The 19,498-nt window shown below is 40.1% G+C and carries 18 protein-coding genes and 1 pseudogene; 18 read left to right on the top strand and 1 reads right to left on the bottom strand.

The features are described from left to right. Nucleotides 1-425 precede the first annotated feature (425 nt). The 7 genes from der (at nt 426) to UP17_RS15465 (ending at nt 9,186) form a co-directional block, all read left to right on the top strand. Nucleotides 426-1,736, top strand: a complete 1,311-nt coding sequence (gene der, locus UP17_RS15495; RefSeq protein ID WP_061463890.1) for a ribosome biogenesis GTPase Der — start codon at nt 426-428, stop codon at nt 1,734-1,736. Between the two features lie 16 nt (nt 1,737-1,752). Then, the gene (locus tag UP17_RS15490; protein WP_061463889.1) at nt 1,753-2,805 is read left to right on the top strand and encodes an NAD(P)H-dependent glycerol-3-phosphate dehydrogenase; all 1,053 of its coding nucleotides are present in this window, start codon (nt 1,753-1,755) and stop codon (nt 2,803-2,805) included. A 397-nt stretch (nt 2,806-3,202) separates the two neighbouring features. Further along, the gene (locus UP17_RS15485) at nt 3,203-4,540 is read left to right on the top strand and encodes an APC family permease (protein ID WP_061463888.1); all 1,338 of its coding nucleotides are present in this window, start codon (nt 3,203-3,205) and stop codon (nt 4,538-4,540) included. Between the two features lie 43 nt (nt 4,541-4,583). Further along, on the top strand, nt 4,584-4,811 hold the full coding sequence (locus UP17_RS15480) for an APC family permease (protein WP_061463887.1): 228 nt from the start codon (nt 4,584-4,586) through the stop codon (nt 4,809-4,811). Then, entirely contained in the window at nt 4,789-5,043 is a 255-nt protein-coding gene (locus UP17_RS28480; RefSeq protein ID WP_061463886.1) for a hypothetical protein, read from the top strand. Before UP17_RS15480 ends, UP17_RS28480 begins: the two co-directional genes overlap by 23 nt. A gap of 365 nt (nt 5,044-5,408) precedes the next feature. After that, nucleotides 5,409-7,514 carry a sigma 54-interacting transcriptional regulator gene (locus tag UP17_RS15470; protein WP_061463885.1) on the top strand — a complete coding sequence of 702 codons (2,106 nt, stop codon included), beginning with the start codon at nt 5,409-5,411 and terminating at the stop codon, nt 7,512-7,514. A 301-nt stretch (nt 7,515-7,815) separates the two neighbouring features. After that, on the top strand, nt 7,816-9,186 hold the full coding sequence (locus UP17_RS15465) for a putrescine aminotransferase (protein ID WP_061463884.1): 1,371 nt from the start codon (nt 7,816-7,818) through the stop codon (nt 9,184-9,186). A 226-nt stretch (nt 9,187-9,412) separates the two neighbouring features. Here the strand turns inward: UP17_RS15465 and UP17_RS26755 are convergent. After that, nucleotides 9,413-9,763: pseudogene (locus UP17_RS26755) on the bottom strand (transposase); the annotation flags it as partial. 418 nt (nt 9,764-10,181) lie between these two features. Between UP17_RS26755 and UP17_RS15455 the strand changes: the two are divergent. The 11 genes from UP17_RS15455 to UP17_RS15405 all read left to right on the top strand — a co-directional run bounded on the left by UP17_RS15455 (nt 10,182) and on the right by UP17_RS15405 (nt 19,272). Beyond that, nucleotides 10,182-10,379, top strand: coding sequence for a DUF2768 domain-containing protein (locus UP17_RS15455; RefSeq protein ID WP_061463882.1), 198 nt, complete (start codon nt 10,182-10,184; stop codon nt 10,377-10,379). Between the two features lie 13 nt (nt 10,380-10,392). Then, entirely contained in the window at nt 10,393-11,118 is a 726-nt protein-coding gene (locus UP17_RS15450) for a hypothetical protein (protein WP_375166216.1), read from the top strand. Between the two features lie 231 nt (nt 11,119-11,349). Next, entirely contained in the window at nt 11,350-12,828 is a 1,479-nt protein-coding gene (gene spoIVA / locus UP17_RS15445) for a stage IV sporulation protein A (protein WP_061463881.1), read from the top strand. Nucleotides 12,829-13,332: 504 nt separating this feature from the next. After that, a complete protein-coding gene (locus UP17_RS15440) occupies nt 13,333-13,605 on the top strand; it encodes an HU family DNA-binding protein (protein ID WP_034308023.1) in 273 nt (90 codons plus the stop codon). 306 nt (nt 13,606-13,911) lie between these two features. Continuing rightward, entirely contained in the window at nt 13,912-14,478 is a 567-nt protein-coding gene (gene folE, locus UP17_RS15435) for a GTP cyclohydrolase I FolE (RefSeq protein WP_061463880.1), read from the top strand. A gap of 20 nt (nt 14,479-14,498) precedes the next feature. Beyond that, nucleotides 14,499-14,747, top strand: coding sequence for a trp RNA-binding attenuation protein MtrB (gene mtrB / locus UP17_RS15430; protein WP_061463879.1), 249 nt, complete (start codon nt 14,499-14,501; stop codon nt 14,745-14,747). A 248-nt stretch (nt 14,748-14,995) separates the two neighbouring features. After that, the gene (locus UP17_RS15425; protein ID WP_061463878.1) at nt 14,996-15,826 is read left to right on the top strand and encodes a heptaprenyl diphosphate synthase component 1; all 831 of its coding nucleotides are present in this window, start codon (nt 14,996-14,998) and stop codon (nt 15,824-15,826) included. A 3-nt stretch (nt 15,827-15,829) separates the two neighbouring features. Beyond that, entirely contained in the window at nt 15,830-16,540 is a 711-nt protein-coding gene (locus UP17_RS15420) for a demethylmenaquinone methyltransferase (RefSeq protein WP_061463877.1), read from the top strand. 34 nt (nt 16,541-16,574) lie between these two features. Beyond that, nucleotides 16,575-17,537, top strand: coding sequence for a heptaprenyl diphosphate synthase component II (hepT, locus tag UP17_RS15415; protein ID WP_061463876.1), 963 nt, complete (start codon nt 16,575-16,577; stop codon nt 17,535-17,537). Nucleotides 17,538-17,633: 96 nt separating this feature from the next. Continuing rightward, nucleotides 17,634-18,080 carry a nucleoside-diphosphate kinase gene (gene ndk, locus UP17_RS15410; RefSeq protein ID WP_034308008.1) on the top strand — a complete coding sequence of 149 codons (447 nt, stop codon included), beginning with the start codon at nt 17,634-17,636 and terminating at the stop codon, nt 18,078-18,080. Nucleotides 18,081-18,498: 418 nt separating this feature from the next. Beyond that, entirely contained in the window at nt 18,499-19,272 is a 774-nt protein-coding gene (locus tag UP17_RS15405) for a CheR family methyltransferase (RefSeq protein WP_061463875.1), read from the top strand. Nucleotides 19,273-19,498: the final 226 nt, after the last annotated feature.

Below are 19,498 nucleotides of genomic sequence, written 5' to 3'. Positions count from 1 at the left end.
GGAAGGCTTTTATGCATACAATCATTGTTGATTGGCGAGAAATTTGTTACTATAGGATAGTTAGAGGTCTGTAGATAAATCGTAAAATGCTCTAAATAATTAAAAAGGAAGCAGTATGCCGAAAGCTTCTTCATTTTTTTGGGCTGTTTATAATCACGTTTTAGCATGCTGAGGGTTCAGCTTCACTTCACCTGAGGAACTGGGGAGTAAAGTGGACAAACTGCCTGTAAATACTTGATACGTTTAACTGAACATCAGTAGGGAATTCTCTTACTGATGAAATTTTCCTTTATATGATGATGGATACAGCCTTTTCCTTTAAAAGGAAATAATGAAAATCAATAATGCAAAAAGCAACCGTAATAAATGCATTCATGAATTTCGTGACTTTGACAGAGATATAGTAGCAGAAAGGGTGAATAGCAATGCCAAAACCGGTAATTGCGATAGTCGGTCGTCCGAACGTGGGAAAATCGACAATCTTTAATAGAATAGTGGGAGAACGGGTTTCGATTGTCGAAGACGTTCCTGGAGTAACACGTGACAGGATTTATAGTTCAGGTGAATGGTTGACACATGATTTTAACATTATTGATACAGGTGGAATTGATATCGGTGACGAGCCGTTCCTAGAACAAATTCGCCAGCAGGCTGAAATTGCCATCGATGAAGCCGATGTGATAATTTTTATGACGAATGGTCGTGAAGGGGTAACGTCTGCAGATGAAGAGGTCGCTAAGATTCTCTTTAAATCGAGAAAGCCAGTTGTCCTTGCGGTAAATAAAGTCGATAACCCAGAAATGAGAGATCAAATCTATGATTTCTATGCGTTAGGTTTTGGCGATCCATTCCCGATCTCCGGGTCTCATGGACTTGGTCTTGGTGACCTACTGGATGAAGCGGCCAAACACTTCCCTAAATTCAGCGGCCAGGATTATGCTGATGATGTCATTAAATTCAGTTTGATTGGACGACCGAATGTAGGTAAATCTTCACTGGTCAATGCATTGTTAGGTGAAGATCGTGTCATTGTAAGTGAAATTGAAGGAACGACTCGCGACGCGATTGACTCCCCTTATAAATATAATGGTAAAGAATATGTCATTATTGATACTGCTGGGATGCGGAAAAAAGGGAAAGTGTATGAAAGTACGGAGAAATATAGCGTTCTTCGTGCATTAAGGGCAATTGAACGTTCAGACGTTGTTCTTGTGGTCCTGAATGCTGAAGAAGGTATTCGTGAGCAGGATAAAAAAATTGCCGGATATGCCCATGAAGCGGGTAGAGCGATCATCATCGTCGTCAATAAGTGGGATGCCATCGAGAAAGATGAAAAAACGATGAAGGATTTTGAAGAAAAGATCCGTGCCCATTTCCTATTCTTGGATTATGCGCCAATCATCTATCTTTCTGCCTTAACTAGAAAAAGGACACATACCTTAATACCAGTCATCGATCAGGCTAGTGAGAATCATGCTATCCGTGTTCAGACAAATGTATTGAATGAAGTGGTCATGGATGCCGTGGCGATGAATCCGACACCGACTCATAATGGCAACCGTTTGAAAATCTATTATACGACTCAGGTTGCGATTAAGCCGCCTACTTTCGTTGTATTCGTTAACGATCCGGAGTTATTGCATTTCTCATATGAGAGATTTTTAGAAAATCGAATTAGGGATGCCTTTGGTTTTGAAGGAACACCGATACGAATTTTTGGACGCCAAAGGAAATAGTAAAGGTGGTTATACAATGGTGAAAGCAAAAGAAAGTATCGCTGTGATTGGTGCAGGGAGCTGGGGAACTGCTTTAGCGATGGTAATAGCTGATAACCAGCATGAAGTGAGATTATGGGGACATAATCAGAAACAAATTGATGAAATAAATCAAAATCATACGAATGAAAAATACTTGCCTGGGATTGAATTGCCTTTGGGGATTAAAGGATATTCGTCCATTAAAGAAGCGTTGGCCGGGATTGAAATAATTATTTTGGCGGTGCCGACCAAAGCCTACAGGGAAGTGCTTGGTCAGATTAAAGAGGCTCATGATAAACCATTGACGATCGTTCATGTGAGTAAAGGAATTGAACCTGATTCACTGCTTCGTATATCGGAAATGATTGAAGAAGTCTCTTCGGCGGATTGGCTTAAAGATATAGTGGTTCTTTCAGGACCGAGTCATGCAGAAGAAGTCAGTCTGCGTCACCCGACAACAGTTGCCGTTTCTTCAAAGAATATGAAGGCCGCCGAAAGGGTTCAGGACATCTTTATCAATAATAATTTCCGTGTGTATACAAATCCCGACTTGATTGGTGTTGAAATCGGTGGGGCATTGAAGAACATCATTGCTTTGGGTGCCGGCCTTACGGATGGTTTAGGCTATGGTGATAATGCCAAGGCTGCATTAATGACACGGGGATTGGCTGAAATATCCCGCCTGGGGGTGGCCATGGGGGCCAACCCACTAACGTTTTCAGGTTTAGCTGGGATTGGCGACTTGATCGTCACTTGTACAAGCGTCCATTCCCGTAATTGGAGAGCTGGGAATATGCTTGGTAAAGGGCAAAAGCTTGAAGAAGTTTTGGAAAACATGGGTATGGTCGTTGAAGGTGTCAGAACCACTAAAGCCGCCTATCAACTAGCTAAAAAGTACGAAGTGAACATGCCGATCACAGAAGCCTTGTACGATGTTTTATTCAATGGAGAAGAAGTGAAAAAGGCAGTTGACCTTTTAATGAATCGTTCAAAAACGAATGAAATGGAAGAACTTTTTAACATATTGGATAGCAGACAGCAGGATTAACCTCGCGTTTGTTGATTTTAATAAAAGAATTTCATTAAATTAGGCATTCGATGATGCGCCTTGCCGTGTATCAGCATACAATGCAACGAAAGTAAACTAGTAATTTGACCTCGGCACGGGGGATTTAGTCAAATGAGCAGAAGGTATCTTTATATCTTCTGCTTTTTTTTATGGGTAAAAATCATTGATTCTCTTTTAGCTAACTTTAGGGATTATGAATAATTGCATGAGTTATTCAAATTTGCATGAAATATTCTACTTATTTCCTTGTTTTTTGTTAAAAATCGACTTTTTTTTTTGGTATGAAAATTGCGAAGTGTATTATAACAAAAAAATTATAAAGGAGGCCGGGAAAGTTGGATAACTTTTCTGGTTAAATAAGGAAGGGGAAGGATACATGCAAACAGGTCAACTGAAAAGGTCTTTAAACTTATGGCATATCGTATTGCTTGGTGTTGGTTATATGACGCCGATGGTTGTTTTTGATACTTTCGGGATAGTTTCAGAAGAAACGGGGGGGCATGTGCCAACAGCTTATGTCATTGCTCTTATGGCGATGTTGTTTACTGCAGCCAGCTATGGAAAAATGGTGAAAATTTATCCGCAGGCAGGTTCATCCTATACTTATACTCAAAAAACGATAAATCCACATTTAGGCTTCCTTGTCGGGTGGTCATCGATGCTTGATTATTTATTTTTACCGATGGTGAACGCCATTTTAACAAAAATATACCTAACAGCTCTTTTTCCTGAAGTATACCCGTGGATATGGGTAGTGGCATTTGTTCTTTTAATGACAGGGATTAACTTATTCAATGTTAATTTTGCTGCCAACTTTAATAGCTTTCTAGTTTTCTTTCAAATGTTGGTCATCATTATTTTTGTGGCTCTTGTGGTCAAAGGGGTCATGGGTGGAGAAGGAACAGGTGACGTTTTTTCAGTTCAGCCATTCATCGGGCCTCATATGGAAATGTCGACACTCATTACAGGCGCTACAATCCTTTGTTTTTCGTTTCTGGGGTTTGACGCTGTCACTACATTATCGGAAGAAACACCAAATCCATCTAAAACGATTCCCCGGGCCATCTTTTTGACTGCCCTGATCGGTGGGGTTTTATTTGTGACGGCTGCATTCTTTACACAGTTATTTTTCCCTGATGTTTCCCGTTTTGGCGATCCTGAGGCGGCTTCCCCGGAAATTGCCCTTTTTGTGGGCGGGAAGTTATTTCAAGCTTTCTTTCTCGCTGGAACTTTATCCGGTACCCTTGCCTCCGGTCTTGCATCCCATGCTAGTGTTTCTAGATTGTTATATGTCATGGGGCGTGACCAAATGATCTCAAAAAAATTTTTTGGGTTTGTCCACCCCAAATACAATACGCCATTTTTTAATGTCATCTTTGTCGGGACCATATCAATGATTGCCTTATTCCTTGATTTGGTTACGGCCGCTTCCCTCATTAACTTTGGGGCTCTAATTGCTTTTACTTTCGTGAATATTTGTGTAATCGTCCATGCAATAAGAAACAAAAGTTTCCGAACGATGAAAGGATTTCTTTCAACTATTCTGTCCCCGGTTATTGGAGGGGCATCGGTATTCATTCTGTGGCTTAATCTCGATATGAGTTCATTGATCCTAGGGGTTGTCTGGGCGTTAATTGGAATTTGTTATCTTCTGTACCGGACAAAATGGTTTACGGAATCCCCTCCGCTATTTCATTTTGAAGAAGCCCAGTGAATCCACTCTATTGATGAAACGAAGGGGGGAGGTTATAAGTCTGATGAGAAAATGGAGAGGTTTCATGCCTGTTATTCTATTCGGTTTTTCATTCATGGCTTTAGCAACGGTGTTCAGCACATATGGCATCGCAGCAGAAATGTCACATGTAGTTCCTGGAGCCTACATACTCGCTTTAATGGTGATGCTTTTCACGGAAAACAGTTATGGACAGATGGCGAAAGTCATTCCATCGGCAGGTTCAGCATATGCCTACGCAAAAGTCGATTAATCCATATGCCGGTTTTCTGGTGGGTTGGTCGATACTAATGGATTTTATTCATTCCAATGGTCAATTATTTGTTGTTCAGCCGTTCTTTTCAGCAGCTTTCCTTCTGTACCGGCTTATGTGCGGGGCTTTTAGTTTACTGACTATTGCGACTATTATCAGTATTGTGGAGGATATTAAGTACGAAAAGATGAATGCCCCTTTGTCCAATGAAAAATTAGTAAAAGATGTATAACTGATCTTTAGGTCAAAAGGGTTCAATAAAGAACCCTTCAGACTGTAGACAAACTCGATAATAATTGAGTTTGTCTACAGTCTTTTTGAGGGTTTGTAAAATAGAACGTTGATTGGAACGTAGGGCACTCGCTTTCCACGGACGGTCCGCCCTCGGCCCTTTGCGCCTGCGGGGTCTCCCTTGGACGGAGGAGTCTCACGCACCCGTTCCAAGTCACTTTGTTTTAACATTTAGAAGGAACCCCTTTTATTATGGATCGAATAAAGGTAAATGTTGGGTATGAGAAGCTGAACATATTTATTTTTTATCTTGCAATTCAGAATTGTGTTAAAATATAGGTTGGGTTACAAAAGGAGAGTGAAACTGTGTTATCTATTCCGGATGATAAAATTAGACCATTCATATCTATAACAATTGATCAACCAACATTTTCAGAGCAAAAAATTGATGAGATACAGGAACCTTTCTTCTTTCTTATGAAGGATAATCAAGTATTTGCCTATATCCGCATGGATGACCTCCCGTTAAATGAAAGAGTAACAACAGTCGATCAGCTTTTACAGTATGCTTTCTCGATTGAAAATGTTTGTAAATTGCATCCAAACATTTCTATGCCGCTCCTGTTTCAAATTATCGGTGAACCTATCGTACTGATAAAAACGGATGAAGGCCTGCTTACCGGTTATGTAAAAAGGGAAGATGTTTTAGCTGAATTATTCAAGCAGGACAGCAAACAAAACTTAGACCTGCTAAATGTTATTTTAACATCCATTCCTATGGGGATTTTTGTGGCTGATAAAGAAAAAAATATCGTGAACTTCAATGAATCTGGCTTGAAAATGATAAAAAAACCTTCAGAACAAGTCCTTAATGAACCTGCTGCAAACATCTTCGATAAGCAGCATATACATAACGTGTTTGCCAGCGGGAGCAGTATTCTTAATCAGCTGGAGATTACTGATGTCATGAGTGTGCTTGTCGATTATAGCCCGATTTTAAATCATGAAAAAGAAGTCGAAGGCCTGATCATCATCGTTCAGGATTTACCGATGGTTGAGGAAATGGCCATGGAAATAGATTTGATAAAAAGCTCGAATAAAGACTTGAATGCCATTTTAGCGAATATCTATGATGAAATTCTGGTCGTCAATCAAAAAGGGGAGCTATTACGCTATAGTGACAGCATCATCTCAGGTTTCTGGGGAAAGGATTTAAAAGATTATATCGGAAAGAATCTCTTGCAATTAGAAGATGAAGGGATTTTCAATCCTTCGGTCCCCCGGTTAGTCCTTGAACAAAAAAAGAAAGTATCGATTGTCCAAGATACGAAAATGAATAAAAAAGTACTTTCCGTCGGTACTCCAGTATTCAATGAAAAAGGGGATATAGAGCGTATAGTCATTGCATCTAGGGATATAACGGAAACGGCACAATTGAAATCGGAACTAAATGAAATGAAGAAAGAACTGGACTCATTCAAAAAGCAAGATCAATTTTATAAAGAGTTGATTTTTGCCAGTCCTAAAATGGAGCAGATAATCAGCCAAGTCCAGAAAATCGCCCATTTTTCATCTACTGTATTAATCAACGGGGAGTCGGGAGTGGGTAAAGAAGTGATAGCCGAAGCTATCCATAAAATGGGCAGGCGCTCCAAGCAACCTTTCCTGAAGATAAATTGCGGGGCGATTCCGGAAAACCTCCTCGAAAGTGAATTGTTTGGTTATACGAAGGGTTCATTTACGGGAGCGGATAAAAATGGGAAAGTAGGATACTTTCAACAGGCCAATAACGGTGTTCTATTCCTTGATGAAGTGGGTGACATGCCTATACATCTGCAAGTCAAGCTGCTGCGAGTCCTCCAGGAACAGGAAGTGATCCCGATAGGCAGTACGACACCTGTCTCCATCGATGTTCAAATTGTTGCAGCAACGAATAAGAGACTGGAAAAAATGGTCGAGATGGGGACGTTTAGAGAAGATTTATTCTATCGATTGAACGTCATTCCCATACATGTGCCCCCGTTAAGGGAAAGGCCGGAGGATATACCGCCGCTAGCCTTTCATTTTCTGCAAAAACTGAATGAAAGGTATCAGCGGAATTACCACTTTTCCCCTGATGCCTTGAATATACTGGAAGTCTATACATGGCCGGGGAACATTCGTGAATTGCAGAACATGATTGAAAGATTGGTTGTCTCTGCAGATGAAGAGATGATCGATGCCGGCTTCATTCAAAGGTTCATTCCGGTCGGCAGTGACTTTAAACAAACAAAACCCATCATTACAAGAATCCTTCCGCTGCAGGAAGCCCAGGATCATGTTGAAGAGCAATTGATCATGCTGGCCATGAAACAGTATAAAACTACGACGAAAGCGGCAAAAGCGCTGGGGATAAGTCAATCATCAGTGAGCAGGAAGTATCAAAAAGTCTTGGCTGAACAGAGTAAGAGGATCGAAAAAAATACATATTGAAAAAAAGCCGTTGACGAGTGATGTTATTCACTTATCAACGGCTTTTTTTATGAAGGAATTTGGTAAGCTTTTTTAATGGTTTTCCAAGGATAGATTATGCAAAGTAAAATAATTATATGCAAAGTTGCATAGGTTTAGTGGTATTTATTAAAAAAAATGCGATTTTATTGGTTAATTATCTTGGCACGGTACTTGCTTGGTAAGTAAGTATAAGAAAAAAAGGGAGGTAAGCATTAAAGATTCATCAAAAGCATCCTTAATTAACCATCCAATAAATTTATAAAAAAAGGGAGAGTATAAAATGTCAATTAACGTAGAAAGTAAAACTCAAGCCAACCAATCAGAAACCCAGGATTATATTAAAAAGGTGCTTCAATTAATTGAGCAAAAAGAAATTTCAAAAGAAGATGCCCAATGGGTAACGAAAGAAACGGTCGAGAATTTCCGTAACCATGTAAACCCAGGGTTTTTGGAATATCGGAAGACGGTCACTAAAGACACACAATTCGCTGCGGTAGAGTGGTCTGATCAAGATTCATGTTTTACGGATGTTAATGGAAAAAAATATATTGATTGTTTAGGTGGGTTTGGCATTTATAATGTTGGCCATCGTAACCCTAAAGTAGTAAAGGCCGTAACCGATCAATTGCAAAGACAAGCCCTTCATAGCCAGGACTTACTTGATCCATTGCGTGCAATGCTTGCAAAGATCCTAGCCGATATCACGCCGGGAGATTTAAAATACTCATTCTTTACGAACAGCGGTACGGAGAGCGTGGAGGCTGCTCTTAAGTTGGCTAAAATGTACAGTGACAAATACACGATTATTTCAACGACAAAATCATTCCATGGTAAAAGTCTTGGTTCCTTATCAGCAACAGCAAAGGGCATGTTCCGAAAACCGTTCATTCCACTGATTCCAGGTGTGCGTCATGTACCTTTCGGTGATGTGGATATGATGAGAAAAACGTTTGAAAGTTGTGCGTTGGTCGGTGAAGACGTTGCTGCTGTGCTGTTGGAGCCTATCCAGGGTGAAGGAGGGGTCATCCTCCCTCCGCAAGATTATTTAAAGCAGGTTCGGGCACTATGTGACGAATATGATGCGTTATTGATATTGGATGAGGTTCAAACAGGAATGGGACGTACAGGTAAAATGTTTGCATCCCAGCTTTATGATGTGGTTCCGGACATTCTTTGTTTAGCGAAAGCATTTGGCGGCGGAGTAATGCCTGCAGGGGCCGTTGTAGCCAATGAGAAAGTGTTTAAAAGCTGGTTCGACAATCCATTCATGCACACTACGACATTTGGAGGAAATCCACTCGCATGTGCTGCTGCCATTGCTACGATCGACGTGCTTTTGGAGGAAAAATTACCGGAGCGTGCTGCAGAAGTTGGTGAATACTTCTTAAATGGGTTAAGGGAAGTGGCTAAAGAGCACAAAGATAAAGTATTGGAGATTCGCGGACAAGGATTGATGATTGGTATTGAGTTCCATAAAGACGAAGTGGGTTATGATTTTTCTAAAGCCCTCTTTGATAAAGGCATCTTGGTGGCAGGTACGCTTATAAACTCCAAAACAATCAGGATTGAGCCGTCATTGACAATACATTTGGATGAAGTGGATACAGTCATAAAAGCGTTTAAAGAGGTTTTGCCGACGCTTCAATCTTAATATAAGTAAGCAGAAAAACAGCCTTAGGGGGCTGTTGACAATCTAAAAGGAATTTCAGAAACCTGTATAGAATTTATTCTATGCAGGTTTCAGTTTGTCGACAAAAGGGGTTCGGAGTGTATTAATTCCGAACCCCTTTTGATATTTTCTTGGAATTTTGCTCAAGATTAAGAGCTTGGGTCTCTACGAGCCCACTCTGTTAGGCCATTTTTGGACCTTGCCATGTTCAATTGGCCATCTTCTTTACATTCATGGCAGCGAAAGTAAGCAACGCCTGCATCGACAATTTTTTAAGTCCCCTTAAAGTAGTCCAACGCATACCATGCTTTTCTTTTGCATCTGCGAATACACGCTCAATCGTTTCCTTGCGTTTCGCATAGATAGGTTTTACATCTTGATGATGACGCAGGTGATCTGCTTCTTCTATATTTTCTTGCCAGATATGGCGCGTCACCACTTTTTGATGGTCTTTGCTTTCTGTACACTGTGATAAAAATGAACATGTCTTACAAATGTGTTTGGGAGATTTGTACTCACGATATCCCTCTTTATTTGTTGTTGAGTACTTTAAAATTTTAAAACAAAAAAGACTGTAGGCAAAAGCGGTTATATCTAATTGTTAAAACAAAGTTGATTGGAGCGGGTGTGAGAGACTCCTGCGGGAAAAGCGCGTCCAAGGGAGACCCCACAGGCGCAAAGGCGCCGAGGGCGGACCGCCCGCGGAAAGCGAGTGCCCTACGTTCCAATCAAGGTTCGAATTTTTAAAACCCTCCAATAAAAAACCTGTATAGAATTTATTCTATGCAGGTTTTTTATTGGAGGGAGGAGGTATGGAAATTACTATACATATTTTTTGTTATATATCTGTACCTAAAAATTTTTTGCACGAAAATGAGTCATGTAAATTGAGAATTACACAGTTTTGACAATGATTTAATTCCTTTAACGTAATTTGGTATGTTATAATAATTTCTGGAAAAAGGAGTGATGAAGATATGACACCTGCTCTGCAAAAAATGTGGATATCCTTTATAGCTATGGGCTTTATGGTTATCTCTATATTTCTAATCTACATAAGCCGTTATAAATTAAAAGGTTTTTGGAGAGGCTTGACAGCAATTATCGCATACATACTTATGATTCTAGCCGGCTTGATCATCCTTATCGTTGTTCTTAGCGGGCCAACCACTTAATAGGTGAGGAGAAATGATGAAAAATTTTTTCAAAATATTATGTTTATTATGCATTGCCGTATCATTATCTGGCTGTTTATATCCAGAGAAGCAAAAAATGCAAAACCAACTGCCTTATAAAGAGCAGATACAATCCGTACAAAGTGCAGTCGATCAATTTCAGAAAGATGAAGGCGGCATACTGCCCATTGTTACAAAAGATGCAGAAACACCGATTTATCAAAAATATGTTATAAAGTTTTCTAAGATCTCACCGAGGTATCTGGCTGAACCGCCGGACAATGCCTTTGAATCAGGGGGCGTCTTTCAATACATCCTCGTTAATGCTGAAAAAGATCCGACTGTAAAGCTGTTGGATGTCAGGATGGCACAGAAGATTCAGGATGTTTCCTTGAGATTGACTGCTTATCAGCAAAGCAACGGATATCCGCCATTTAGGGAAAGGTTATCCGATAATGTCTTTACACTTGATTATGAAAAAATGGGCCTGAAGGAAGCTCCTACGGTCACGAGTCCATTTTCACAAAAAGACTTATACCTTGTAGTTGATGGTCAAGGTGATATTTTTGTTGATTATACCCCGGATTTACTTGAGGCATTGAAGAAGCATGATGGGGAAATCAAGCCAGGTGATGATATCCGGGACTTGCTAGTACAGAGTTCGGAGTTCGTCCCTGCCTATTCATTGCCATATACAATTGATGAAAAAACAAATAATCCAATATTTCTTACAAAATAGGCATAACCCTTCTTCTGCAAAATATATTGTAGGGGAAGGGTTATTTCTTTATCTTTATTTCATCCTACATTTTAAATAACAACCCTTATATAAAATTTCTGGTGGAGGAAGGGATTGAACCAGGGAAATAATTGGAATAAATTTTTAGGACAACATCATAGATATATAGTGTCCTAAATAAAATCAAATGGATAAACGAAATCCCAAAACTCTAATTCGGGAGGGGATACCTTGGAAAAGGTAGATATTTTTAAAGATATAGCTGAGCGGACCGGTGGCGATATATATTTGGGGGTTGTCGGTGCCGTCAGGACTGGGAAATCCACATTTATTAAAAAATTCATGGAGTTAGTCGTTATTCCGAATATCCCGTCAGAGGCGGACCGTGCCAGGGCACAGGATGAATTGCCTCAAAGTGCTGCTGGAAAGACGATCATGACTACAGAACCAAAATTCGTACCGAATCAGGCAGCATCGATTCAGGTAGCTGAAGGTCTCGACGTGAACATCCGTTTAGTCGATTGTGTGGGTTATACAATACCTGGGGCTAAAGGGTACGAAGATGAAAATGGTCCCCGCATGATTCATACGCCTTGGTATGAAGAGCCGATTCCGTTCAATGAAGCAGCTGAGATCGGTACTCGCAAAGTAATACAGGATCATTCCACATTAGGCGTAGTCGTCACGACGGATGGATCAATAGGAGAAATTCCGCGAAGTGATTATTTAGATGCCGAGGAAAGGGTTGTTGAAGAATTGAAGGAGGTTGGCAAGCCATTTATCATGATTGTCAATTCCGTTCAGCCTCACCACCCAAATACGGTCGCACTGAAGGAATCCTTGCAGGAAAAGTATGATATCCCTGTATTGGCCATGAGTGTCGAAGGAATGCGGGAATCGGATGTTTACAGCGTACTTCGTGAGGCCCTGTACGAATTCCCTGTTCTCGAAGTCAATGTTAATCTCCCGAGTTGGGTAATGGTTCTGCGAGAGGATCATTGGTTAAGGGAAAGTTACCAGGAAGCGGTTAAAGAGACCGTTAAGGATATTAAACGCCTGAGGGATGTAGATCGTGTAGTCGGTCATTTCAATGAATTCGAGTTCATTGACCGTGCCGCGCTTGCGGGCATTGAGATGGGTCAGGGTGTTGCAGAAATCGACCTATACGCCCCAGATGAACTCTATGATGATATTCTGAAGGAAATTGTCGGTGTGGAGATCCGGGGCAAGGATCATCTGTTATCTTTGATGCAGGACTTTGCGTATGCGAAAGCAGAATATGATCAGGTGGCCGATGCATTGAGAATGGTCAAACAAACTGGATATGGTGTGGCAGCCCCATCCCTTAACGATATGAGTCTTGATGAACCGGAAATCATCCGTCAGGGAGCCAGGTTCGGTGTCAGGCTAAAAGCTGTAGCTCCTTCCATCCACATGATCAAGGTCGATGTCGAATCCGAATTCTCGCCAATCATCGGAACGGAAAAGCAAAGTGAAGAATTGGTCCGTTATCTGATGCAGGATTTCGAAGACAATCCACTTTCCATATGGAACTCTGATATTTTTGGCAGAAGCCTAAGTTCTTATGTAAGGGAAGGCATACAGGTGAAATTAGCGATGATGCCAGACAATGCACGCTATAAATTGAAAGAGACACTGGAGAGGATTATTAATGAGGGCAGTGGGGGATTGATTGCCATCATCTTATAAAAAACGTTTAAAAGCTGGACCAACTCCATTAATGGATTGGTCTTTTTGCATGCTATGGACGGAAGGGTCACAAATAAAATATCACTTGCGGAGGCTTATAGTTGAAAAAAACTATTGTTTTTTAGTATAATCTTGAAAAACCCTGTGGTTAAGCGATTTTCAGTAATATAATAAGTTTAATTTCTATAAAAAAGGGAAATGATGAATAGCGAAAGACAAAATTTATAATATATACAATTATTTATGAAAAGATTCCCATTATTTTTTGAATTCCCTTGCTAAGCTAATAGGATTTGTGATAATCTACATACAGAAAACGCGTTATAACAGCGATTTCAACCTATTTTTAAATTTATGGATGCATTATTTGGAAATTAATTCGGCTAGGTAATCCTTGATTTCCAGGGAATGAAAATTTGTAAACCGAAACTAATATCAAATCACTATTATAGTGTTGTAATAATGATTTTTTATAAAGAATCCTTTTGGGAGGAGGTGAATGGCATGAACAAAACAGAATTAATTAATGAAGTTGTGACAGCAACTGAAATTTCTAAGAAAGACGCTACAAAAGCTGTTGATGCTGTTTTTGATACAATCTTAGAAGCGCTAAAAAACGGTGATAAAGTCCAATTGATTGGTTTTGGTAACTTTGAAGTTCGTGAACGTGCGGCTCGTAAAGGTCGTAACCCACAAACTGGTGACGAAATCGAAATTGCAGCTAGCAAAGTGCCAGCTTTCAAACCTGGTAAAGCACTGAAAGATGCAGTGAAGTAATTCTACCATTACATACGGGTGCTTAACCGAAAAGGGCCGCGTGAAAACGCGGTCCTTTTTTTGCTTCTTAATTTCTATCTGTGATAATATAAAAGACAGTGAATATTTTAGAAACGCTGTAAATGGTGAATTTGTCATCAGGAAATAACCAGTAAGAAAAAACCGTTTCCGGCGAAGCTGCGTTTCTTGGGCTTGTCATTGCTGGAGGTAATGGGCCGCTTTAATTATAGGAAATATGGATATCAGGGTGTAATGCCTTGAATTTCTGAATACATAATTTTAATGAATTTTTAGGAGGTACTATAAATGGCTAATGTTAATCATGCCAAAATAGAAGAAGCGGTTAAAATGCTTCTTGAGGCTGTAGGGGAAGACCCTACGAGGGAAGGACTGCTTGATACTCCTGGCCGTGTAGCCCGAATGTATGAAGAAATTTTTTCTGGACTTAATCAGGATCCAAAGGAATATTTCGAAACAGTTTTTGGAGAAGACCATGAAGAACTCGTACTTGTAAAGGATATTCCATTTTACTCTGTCTGTGAACATCATTTAGTCCCTTTTTACGGAAAAGCCCATGTAGCATATATACCGAAAAACGGGAGAGTAACCGGTTTAAGTAAATTGGCAAGGGCGGTTGAGGCTGTATCGAAGCGTCCACAACTTCAAGAGCGCATAACTTCAACAGTGGCTGACTCGATCATGGAAAAGCTTGAGCCTCATGGTGTAATGGTTGTAGTGGAAGCTGAACATATGTGCATGACCATGCGAGGTGTAAAAAAGCCGGGATCTAAAACAGTGACTTCTGCTGTAAGGGGAACGTTTGCGAAGGATCACCGTACTAGAGCTGAAGTGTTGGCATTCATTAAAGACTAAGGACTTGGGGGCAAGGAAAAATGAATGAAAAAAAGATTCTGAATGATTTTGTCGTAATCAAAGCCATTGAGGATAGTGTGAATGTCATCGGGTTAACAAGAGGAACCGACACCAAGTTTCATCACTCTGAAAAACTTGACTCAGGAGAGGTTATGATAGCACAATTCACGGAGCACACCTCGGCGATAAAAATCAGGGGACATGCAAAAGTTTATACTCCATTCGGGGAGATAGAAAGTGATTCTAAAAAGAATGCATCTGACAAATGATAGCTTATCTTTAATGGGTTAAATATTAAATCAATCATCTGATATCGCGTTTAACAAGCTGTAAATTTCCCGCATCCATTTTTTTGAAGAACAAAAGACGATGGTTTCCTTAGTTTTGGAAGTTTCTTTTTATAAACGTTGTCCATTTCATCTGGTTGTTTTTATGGTATAATAATGTGTATTTTACACGGACAGAAACCAATATGTATGAAAAAAATTATCTTTCGGGGATGCAAGGGTGATCTCAATTGTTAAACATAACGGACGACATAAGGCAATTAAAACGATTAATAGAAACGAAAGCTCAACATCCATATTTATTGAAGTATATACAAAAGCCAAGCTTAGATGAAGATAAACTGTTATTGCTTTGGGGATTGTTTAGCGATTTGGACGTTTTAAGCGAAAAACGGAATCAATACATCATTTCAACAATGTTAGTGCAAATTGCTCTGGATACCCATGAAATCGTATCGAATTCTGGTGAAGGAGTCGAGTTGCCTGAGGTTTTGAAAAATCGCCAACTACAAGTGCTTGCTGGCGATTACTATAGTGGCTTATACTATCAAGGGCTTGCCAGTGTAGGGAATGTTGATATGATCCGTATCCTTTCAAGCGCGATAAAAAAAATAAATGATAATAAAATCATCCTTTATCAACAAGGGTCCATTAATGATGTGCCAACGCTTTTAAAGACGATAAAAGCGATCGAGGCTTCGCTGATTCATAAACTGGCGGATTACTATAATCAGCCTGACTGGATAGACATATCGGAAGATCTGCTGCTTTTGAATCGGTTGCTTGCCGAGAAGAGGAGTTATCTGAAGTCGGGTCAATCGATAGTTTTTGATGTCCTAAGGGAAATGCCTTTTGATGACTCGATTAGTGGAACCATGCTGATGTCAGAAAAAGAAGAACGGGTACGGACCCAATTCGACAAGTGCCTAAGGGATGCCAGGCAATCCGTACAGTGCTCGATGCGGAAGCTGTCTAAATTGGGTGATGAACTTCAGGAAAGAGTGAATGTCATCTTGGAGCAAACAGAGAGTATCGCAAATTCATATGTGAAAGAAGGGTGAGTCATGGAGCAGTCTAAAGAGCAAAAAGTTCATCATGTCTTTGAAAAGATCTATGGAAACTATGACAAGATGAATTCCCTCATCAGCTTTAAACAGCATCTTAAATGGCGGAAGGCTACAATGGCCATCATGAATGTCCCAAAAGGCGCCCATGCACTTGATGTATGCTGTGGAACAGCGGACTGGACCATTGCCCTTGCTAACGAAGTAGGACCAGAAGGAAAGGTTGTTGGTTTGGACTTTAGTAAGAACATGCTGAAAATCGGCGAACAAAAGGTGAATGAACTCAATTTAGATCAAGTGTCCCTAAGGCATGGGAATGCAATGGAACTGCCTTTTGAGGACAATAGCTTTGATTATGTCACGATCGGTTTCGGGCTGCGGAATGTCCCTGATTACATGCAAGTGCTTAAAGAGTTAAACCGGGTAGCCAAGCCGGGTGGAATGGTCGTTTGCCTGGATACTTCACAGCCGACTATGCTTGGTTTTAAACAGGGCTATTATTTTTATTTCCGTTTCATCATGCCCATGTTCGGCAAATTATTCGCAAAAAGCTATAGCGAATATTCATGGTTGCAGGAGTCAGCTCGTGATTTCCCAGGCATGAAAAAGCTTGAAAGCATGTTCAAGCAGGCTGGAATGGAAAATGTCAGTTACAAGGCACATTTCGGCGGTGTTGCAGCAACACATTTCGGGTACAAGCCTTCAAAATAAGCATAATAGCAATGGACAAAGCTGGGTGGAATGTATGAAATTTAAAATGATGTATTCATTTTTGAATGCAGATTTGCAATTAATAGAAAAAGAACTAGAAGCCGCAATTGAAGCGGATTCCACTGTTTTAAGGGAAGCTTCCCTGCATTTACTGCAATCCGGTGGAAAGCGGATCCGTCCGGTATTCGTCCTATTGGGTGCGAAGTTTGGCAGTTATGATATCCATGTCGTAAAGCATGTTGCAGCGACATTGGAACTGATTCATACGGCTTCCCTTGTACATGATGATGTTGTGGATGATGCGGATTTACGCAGGGGATCTGCGACCATTAAATCAAAATGGGATAATCGTGTCGCCATGTATACAGGCGACTTCATTTTTGCTCGTGCACTGGAAATGATGGCGGTGATCGAGTCTCCTCTTGCGCATCAAATTCTCGCTGATACTATGGTTGAACTATGTCTTGGGGAAATTGAACAAATAAAAGATAAATACAATTTCGAACAGAATTGGCGGATATACCTTAGAAGGATCAAACGAAAAACGGCATTACTGATTGCATCCAGCTGCCAGTTGGGAGCAATTTCAGCGGGGGTTGAAGAGAAAGTTCACCAAAAGCTATTTAAATTCGGATATTATGTCGGTATGTCTTATCAAATCACAGATGATATATTGGATTTTACGGCTTCGGAAGAAGAGCTTGGGAAACCAGCCGGAAGTGATTTGATTCAAGGGAATATCACTTTACCCGTTTTGATTGCAATGGAAGATCCAAAGTTGAAAAAACTTATCGAAACAGTTCGGGAAGATACGCCAAAAGACGAAATGTCGCATATAATCAATGCGATAAAATCTTCCGGGGCCATTGAACAGGCAGCGAGAATCAGTGATATGTATTTAGAAAAGGCTTTTACTGAGTTGAAAGGTCTTCCTGCTATTAAAGCCAGAAAAACTTTATCCGATATCGCAAAAAATATCGGAAAAAGAAAGTTTTGATACTAGGAGTTGCGAAACTTATCAAACAATGGTAATATTCTAAAAGGATTGCCTTATAAAGGCAAATAACAATGATACATATTAGGAGTGACATTCATGGAAAGAACATTTTTAATGGTAAAGCCTGACGGCGTTCAACGCAATTTAATCGGTGAAATCGTTTCCCGTTTTGAAAAGAAAGGCTTCCTTCTTGCAGGAGCAAAATTAATGGTCATTTCCCAGGAATTGGCTGAGCAACATTACGGCGAGCACAAAGAACGTCCTTTCTTTGGCGAATTAGTGGACTTCATTACTTCAGGTCCTGTCTTCGCAATGGTTTGGGAAGGTGAAAATGTAATCGCTACTGCACGTCAAATGATGGGTGCTACTAACCCTAAAGATGCAGCAGCAGCAACAATTCGTGGTGATTTTGCCGTAACTGTTGGCAAAAACATCATTCACGGATCTGATTCAGCTGAAAGTGCTGTACGTGAAATTGGTTTATTCTTCAAAGAAGAAGAGCTTGTTGAGTATTCAAAACTTGTTAACGAGTGGGTTTATTAATTAATACGATCATTATATAAAAAGCGGGTTCCATCGACATTATTCGATGGAATCCGCTTTTTTTTGAATTGCTTTTTTATTTTGGCTCTTTTCGTAAAGATTATTGTTTTTAAAACGAAACTATTTAAGGTTGATTGGAGCGGAAGTGCGAGACTCCTGCGGGAGCAGCGGGAAAGGTGAGACCCCACAGGCGTTGACGCCGAGGAGGCTCACCGCCCGCCCCACGGAAAGCGAGCATCTGGAGGGGAAATCAACCACAACTCACTACCTGGTAAATAGCAACAAAGTATGTGAAAACAGCCTTTATTTTAGAGCTGCAATCGTAAGGGAATATTTTTAGTTTAAAGAAAATATGGCACTCTCCGATATATAAAGAGAAGAACCACTTAAAAAAATTATGTACAGGGGAGTCGTAGGAATGCCTCAAGAATATGAAGAGTTCATTCGTAATATCAAAATGTTGACAGGCATTGATTTGGCATCATATAAGGAAGGGCAAATGAAAAGGCGACTAACATCTCTATATGAAAAAAGAGGTTATCATTCATTTCGTGAATACTATAAAGACATTCAAACCTGTCCTGGAGTTTTAATTGAGTTTTTGGATAGAATGACAATCAATGTTTCCGAATTTTATAGAAATCCGAAAAGATGGGAAGTGCTAGAGCTGAAAATCCTTCCCGGGCTATTAGGAAGCAAAAAAAAGTTGAAAATTTGGAGTGCGGCCTGTTCAACGGGTGAGGAACCATATACCATTGCAATGATGTTATCCAATCTCGTTCCACTTAGCCAGATAGAGATTTTGGCGACGGATTTGGATGAAAATGTAATGGCGCGTGCGGAATTGGGGATTTATCCTGAACGGTCCTTAACTGAAGTGCCGGAAGAAATAAAAAGGGAATACTTTGAAAAAGAAGGAAGTTTTTATCGTGTCAATGATGAAATCAAGAAGAGAGTGACATTTAAAAAGCAAAATCTTCTTGCGGATCGGTTCGATCGGGGGTTCGATTTAGTCGTTTGCCGCAATGTTTTAATTTATTTCACTGAAGAAGCCAAAAGTTTATTATATGAAAAATTCAGTGCGTCTCTAAACAGCGGCGGGATATTCTTTGTAGGAAGTACTGAGCAAATATTCACTCCTGGAAAATATCAATTTGAAACGGTCGACACATTTTTTTATAAGAAAAAGTAAATACTTGTTAAAAGGGGCTGAATCTGCATGCGCATTCAGTCCCTTTTCGTTTGCCATGGAATCAGGCAAACGTAGGACCCATGGATCGGAAAGATTAAACTATATCGAAAATGTTGGTGAACATGTAAAATAGAATGAAAAGTGATAAAATTCAAACAATATAGTTTTTACGTTTTACATATACCCACAACTCATAAAATTGTGGTATATTGATACATATACACTT

It is taken from the genome of Peribacillus simplex, assembly GCF_001578185.1.
Classification (GTDB): Bacteria; Bacillota; Bacilli; order Bacillales; family DSM-1321; genus Peribacillus; species Peribacillus simplex_A.
Note: the sequence above shows the minus strand (reverse complement) of the source record. Positions and strands in the feature narration are given on the sequence as shown.

Bases quoted from the DNA above. Each gene is read 5' to 3' on its own strand.
- der (WP_061463890.1), top strand. From the start codon at position 426: ATGCCAAAACCGGTAATTGCGATAGTCGGTCGTCCGAACGTGGGAAAA.
- UP17_RS15490 (WP_061463889.1), top strand. From the start codon at position 1,753: ATGGTGAAAGCAAAAGAAAGTATCGCTGTGATTGGTGCAGGGAGCTGG.
- UP17_RS15485 (WP_061463888.1), top strand. From the start codon at position 3,203: ATGCAAACAGGTCAACTGAAAAGGTCTTTAAACTTATGGCATATCGTA.
- UP17_RS15480 (WP_061463887.1), top strand. From the start codon at position 4,584: ATGAGAAAATGGAGAGGTTTCATGCCTGTTATTCTATTCGGTTTTTCA.
- UP17_RS28480 (WP_061463886.1), top strand. From the start codon at position 4,789: ATGCCTACGCAAAAGTCGATTAATCCATATGCCGGTTTTCTGGTGGGT.
- UP17_RS15465 (WP_061463884.1), top strand. From the start codon at position 7,816: ATGTCAATTAACGTAGAAAGTAAAACTCAAGCCAACCAATCAGAAACC.
- UP17_RS15455 (WP_061463882.1), top strand. From the start codon at position 10,182: ATGACACCTGCTCTGCAAAAAATGTGGATATCCTTTATAGCTATGGGC.
- UP17_RS15450 (WP_375166216.1), top strand. From the start codon at position 10,393: ATGATGAAAAATTTTTTCAAAATATTATGTTTATTATGCATTGCCGTA.
- UP17_RS15440 (WP_034308023.1), top strand. From the start codon at position 13,333: ATGAACAAAACAGAATTAATTAATGAAGTTGTGACAGCAACTGAAATT.
- folE (WP_061463880.1), top strand. From the start codon at position 13,912: ATGGCTAATGTTAATCATGCCAAAATAGAAGAAGCGGTTAAAATGCTT.
- mtrB (WP_061463879.1), top strand. From the start codon at position 14,499: ATGAATGAAAAAAAGATTCTGAATGATTTTGTCGTAATCAAAGCCATT.
- UP17_RS15420 (WP_061463877.1), top strand. From the start codon at position 15,830: ATGGAGCAGTCTAAAGAGCAAAAAGTTCATCATGTCTTTGAAAAGATC.
- hepT (WP_061463876.1), top strand. From the start codon at position 16,575: ATGAAATTTAAAATGATGTATTCATTTTTGAATGCAGATTTGCAATTA.
- ndk (WP_034308008.1), top strand. From the start codon at position 17,634: ATGGAAAGAACATTTTTAATGGTAAAGCCTGACGGCGTTCAACGCAAT.
- UP17_RS15405 (WP_061463875.1), top strand. From the start codon at position 18,499: ATGCCTCAAGAATATGAAGAGTTCATTCGTAATATCAAAATGTTGACA.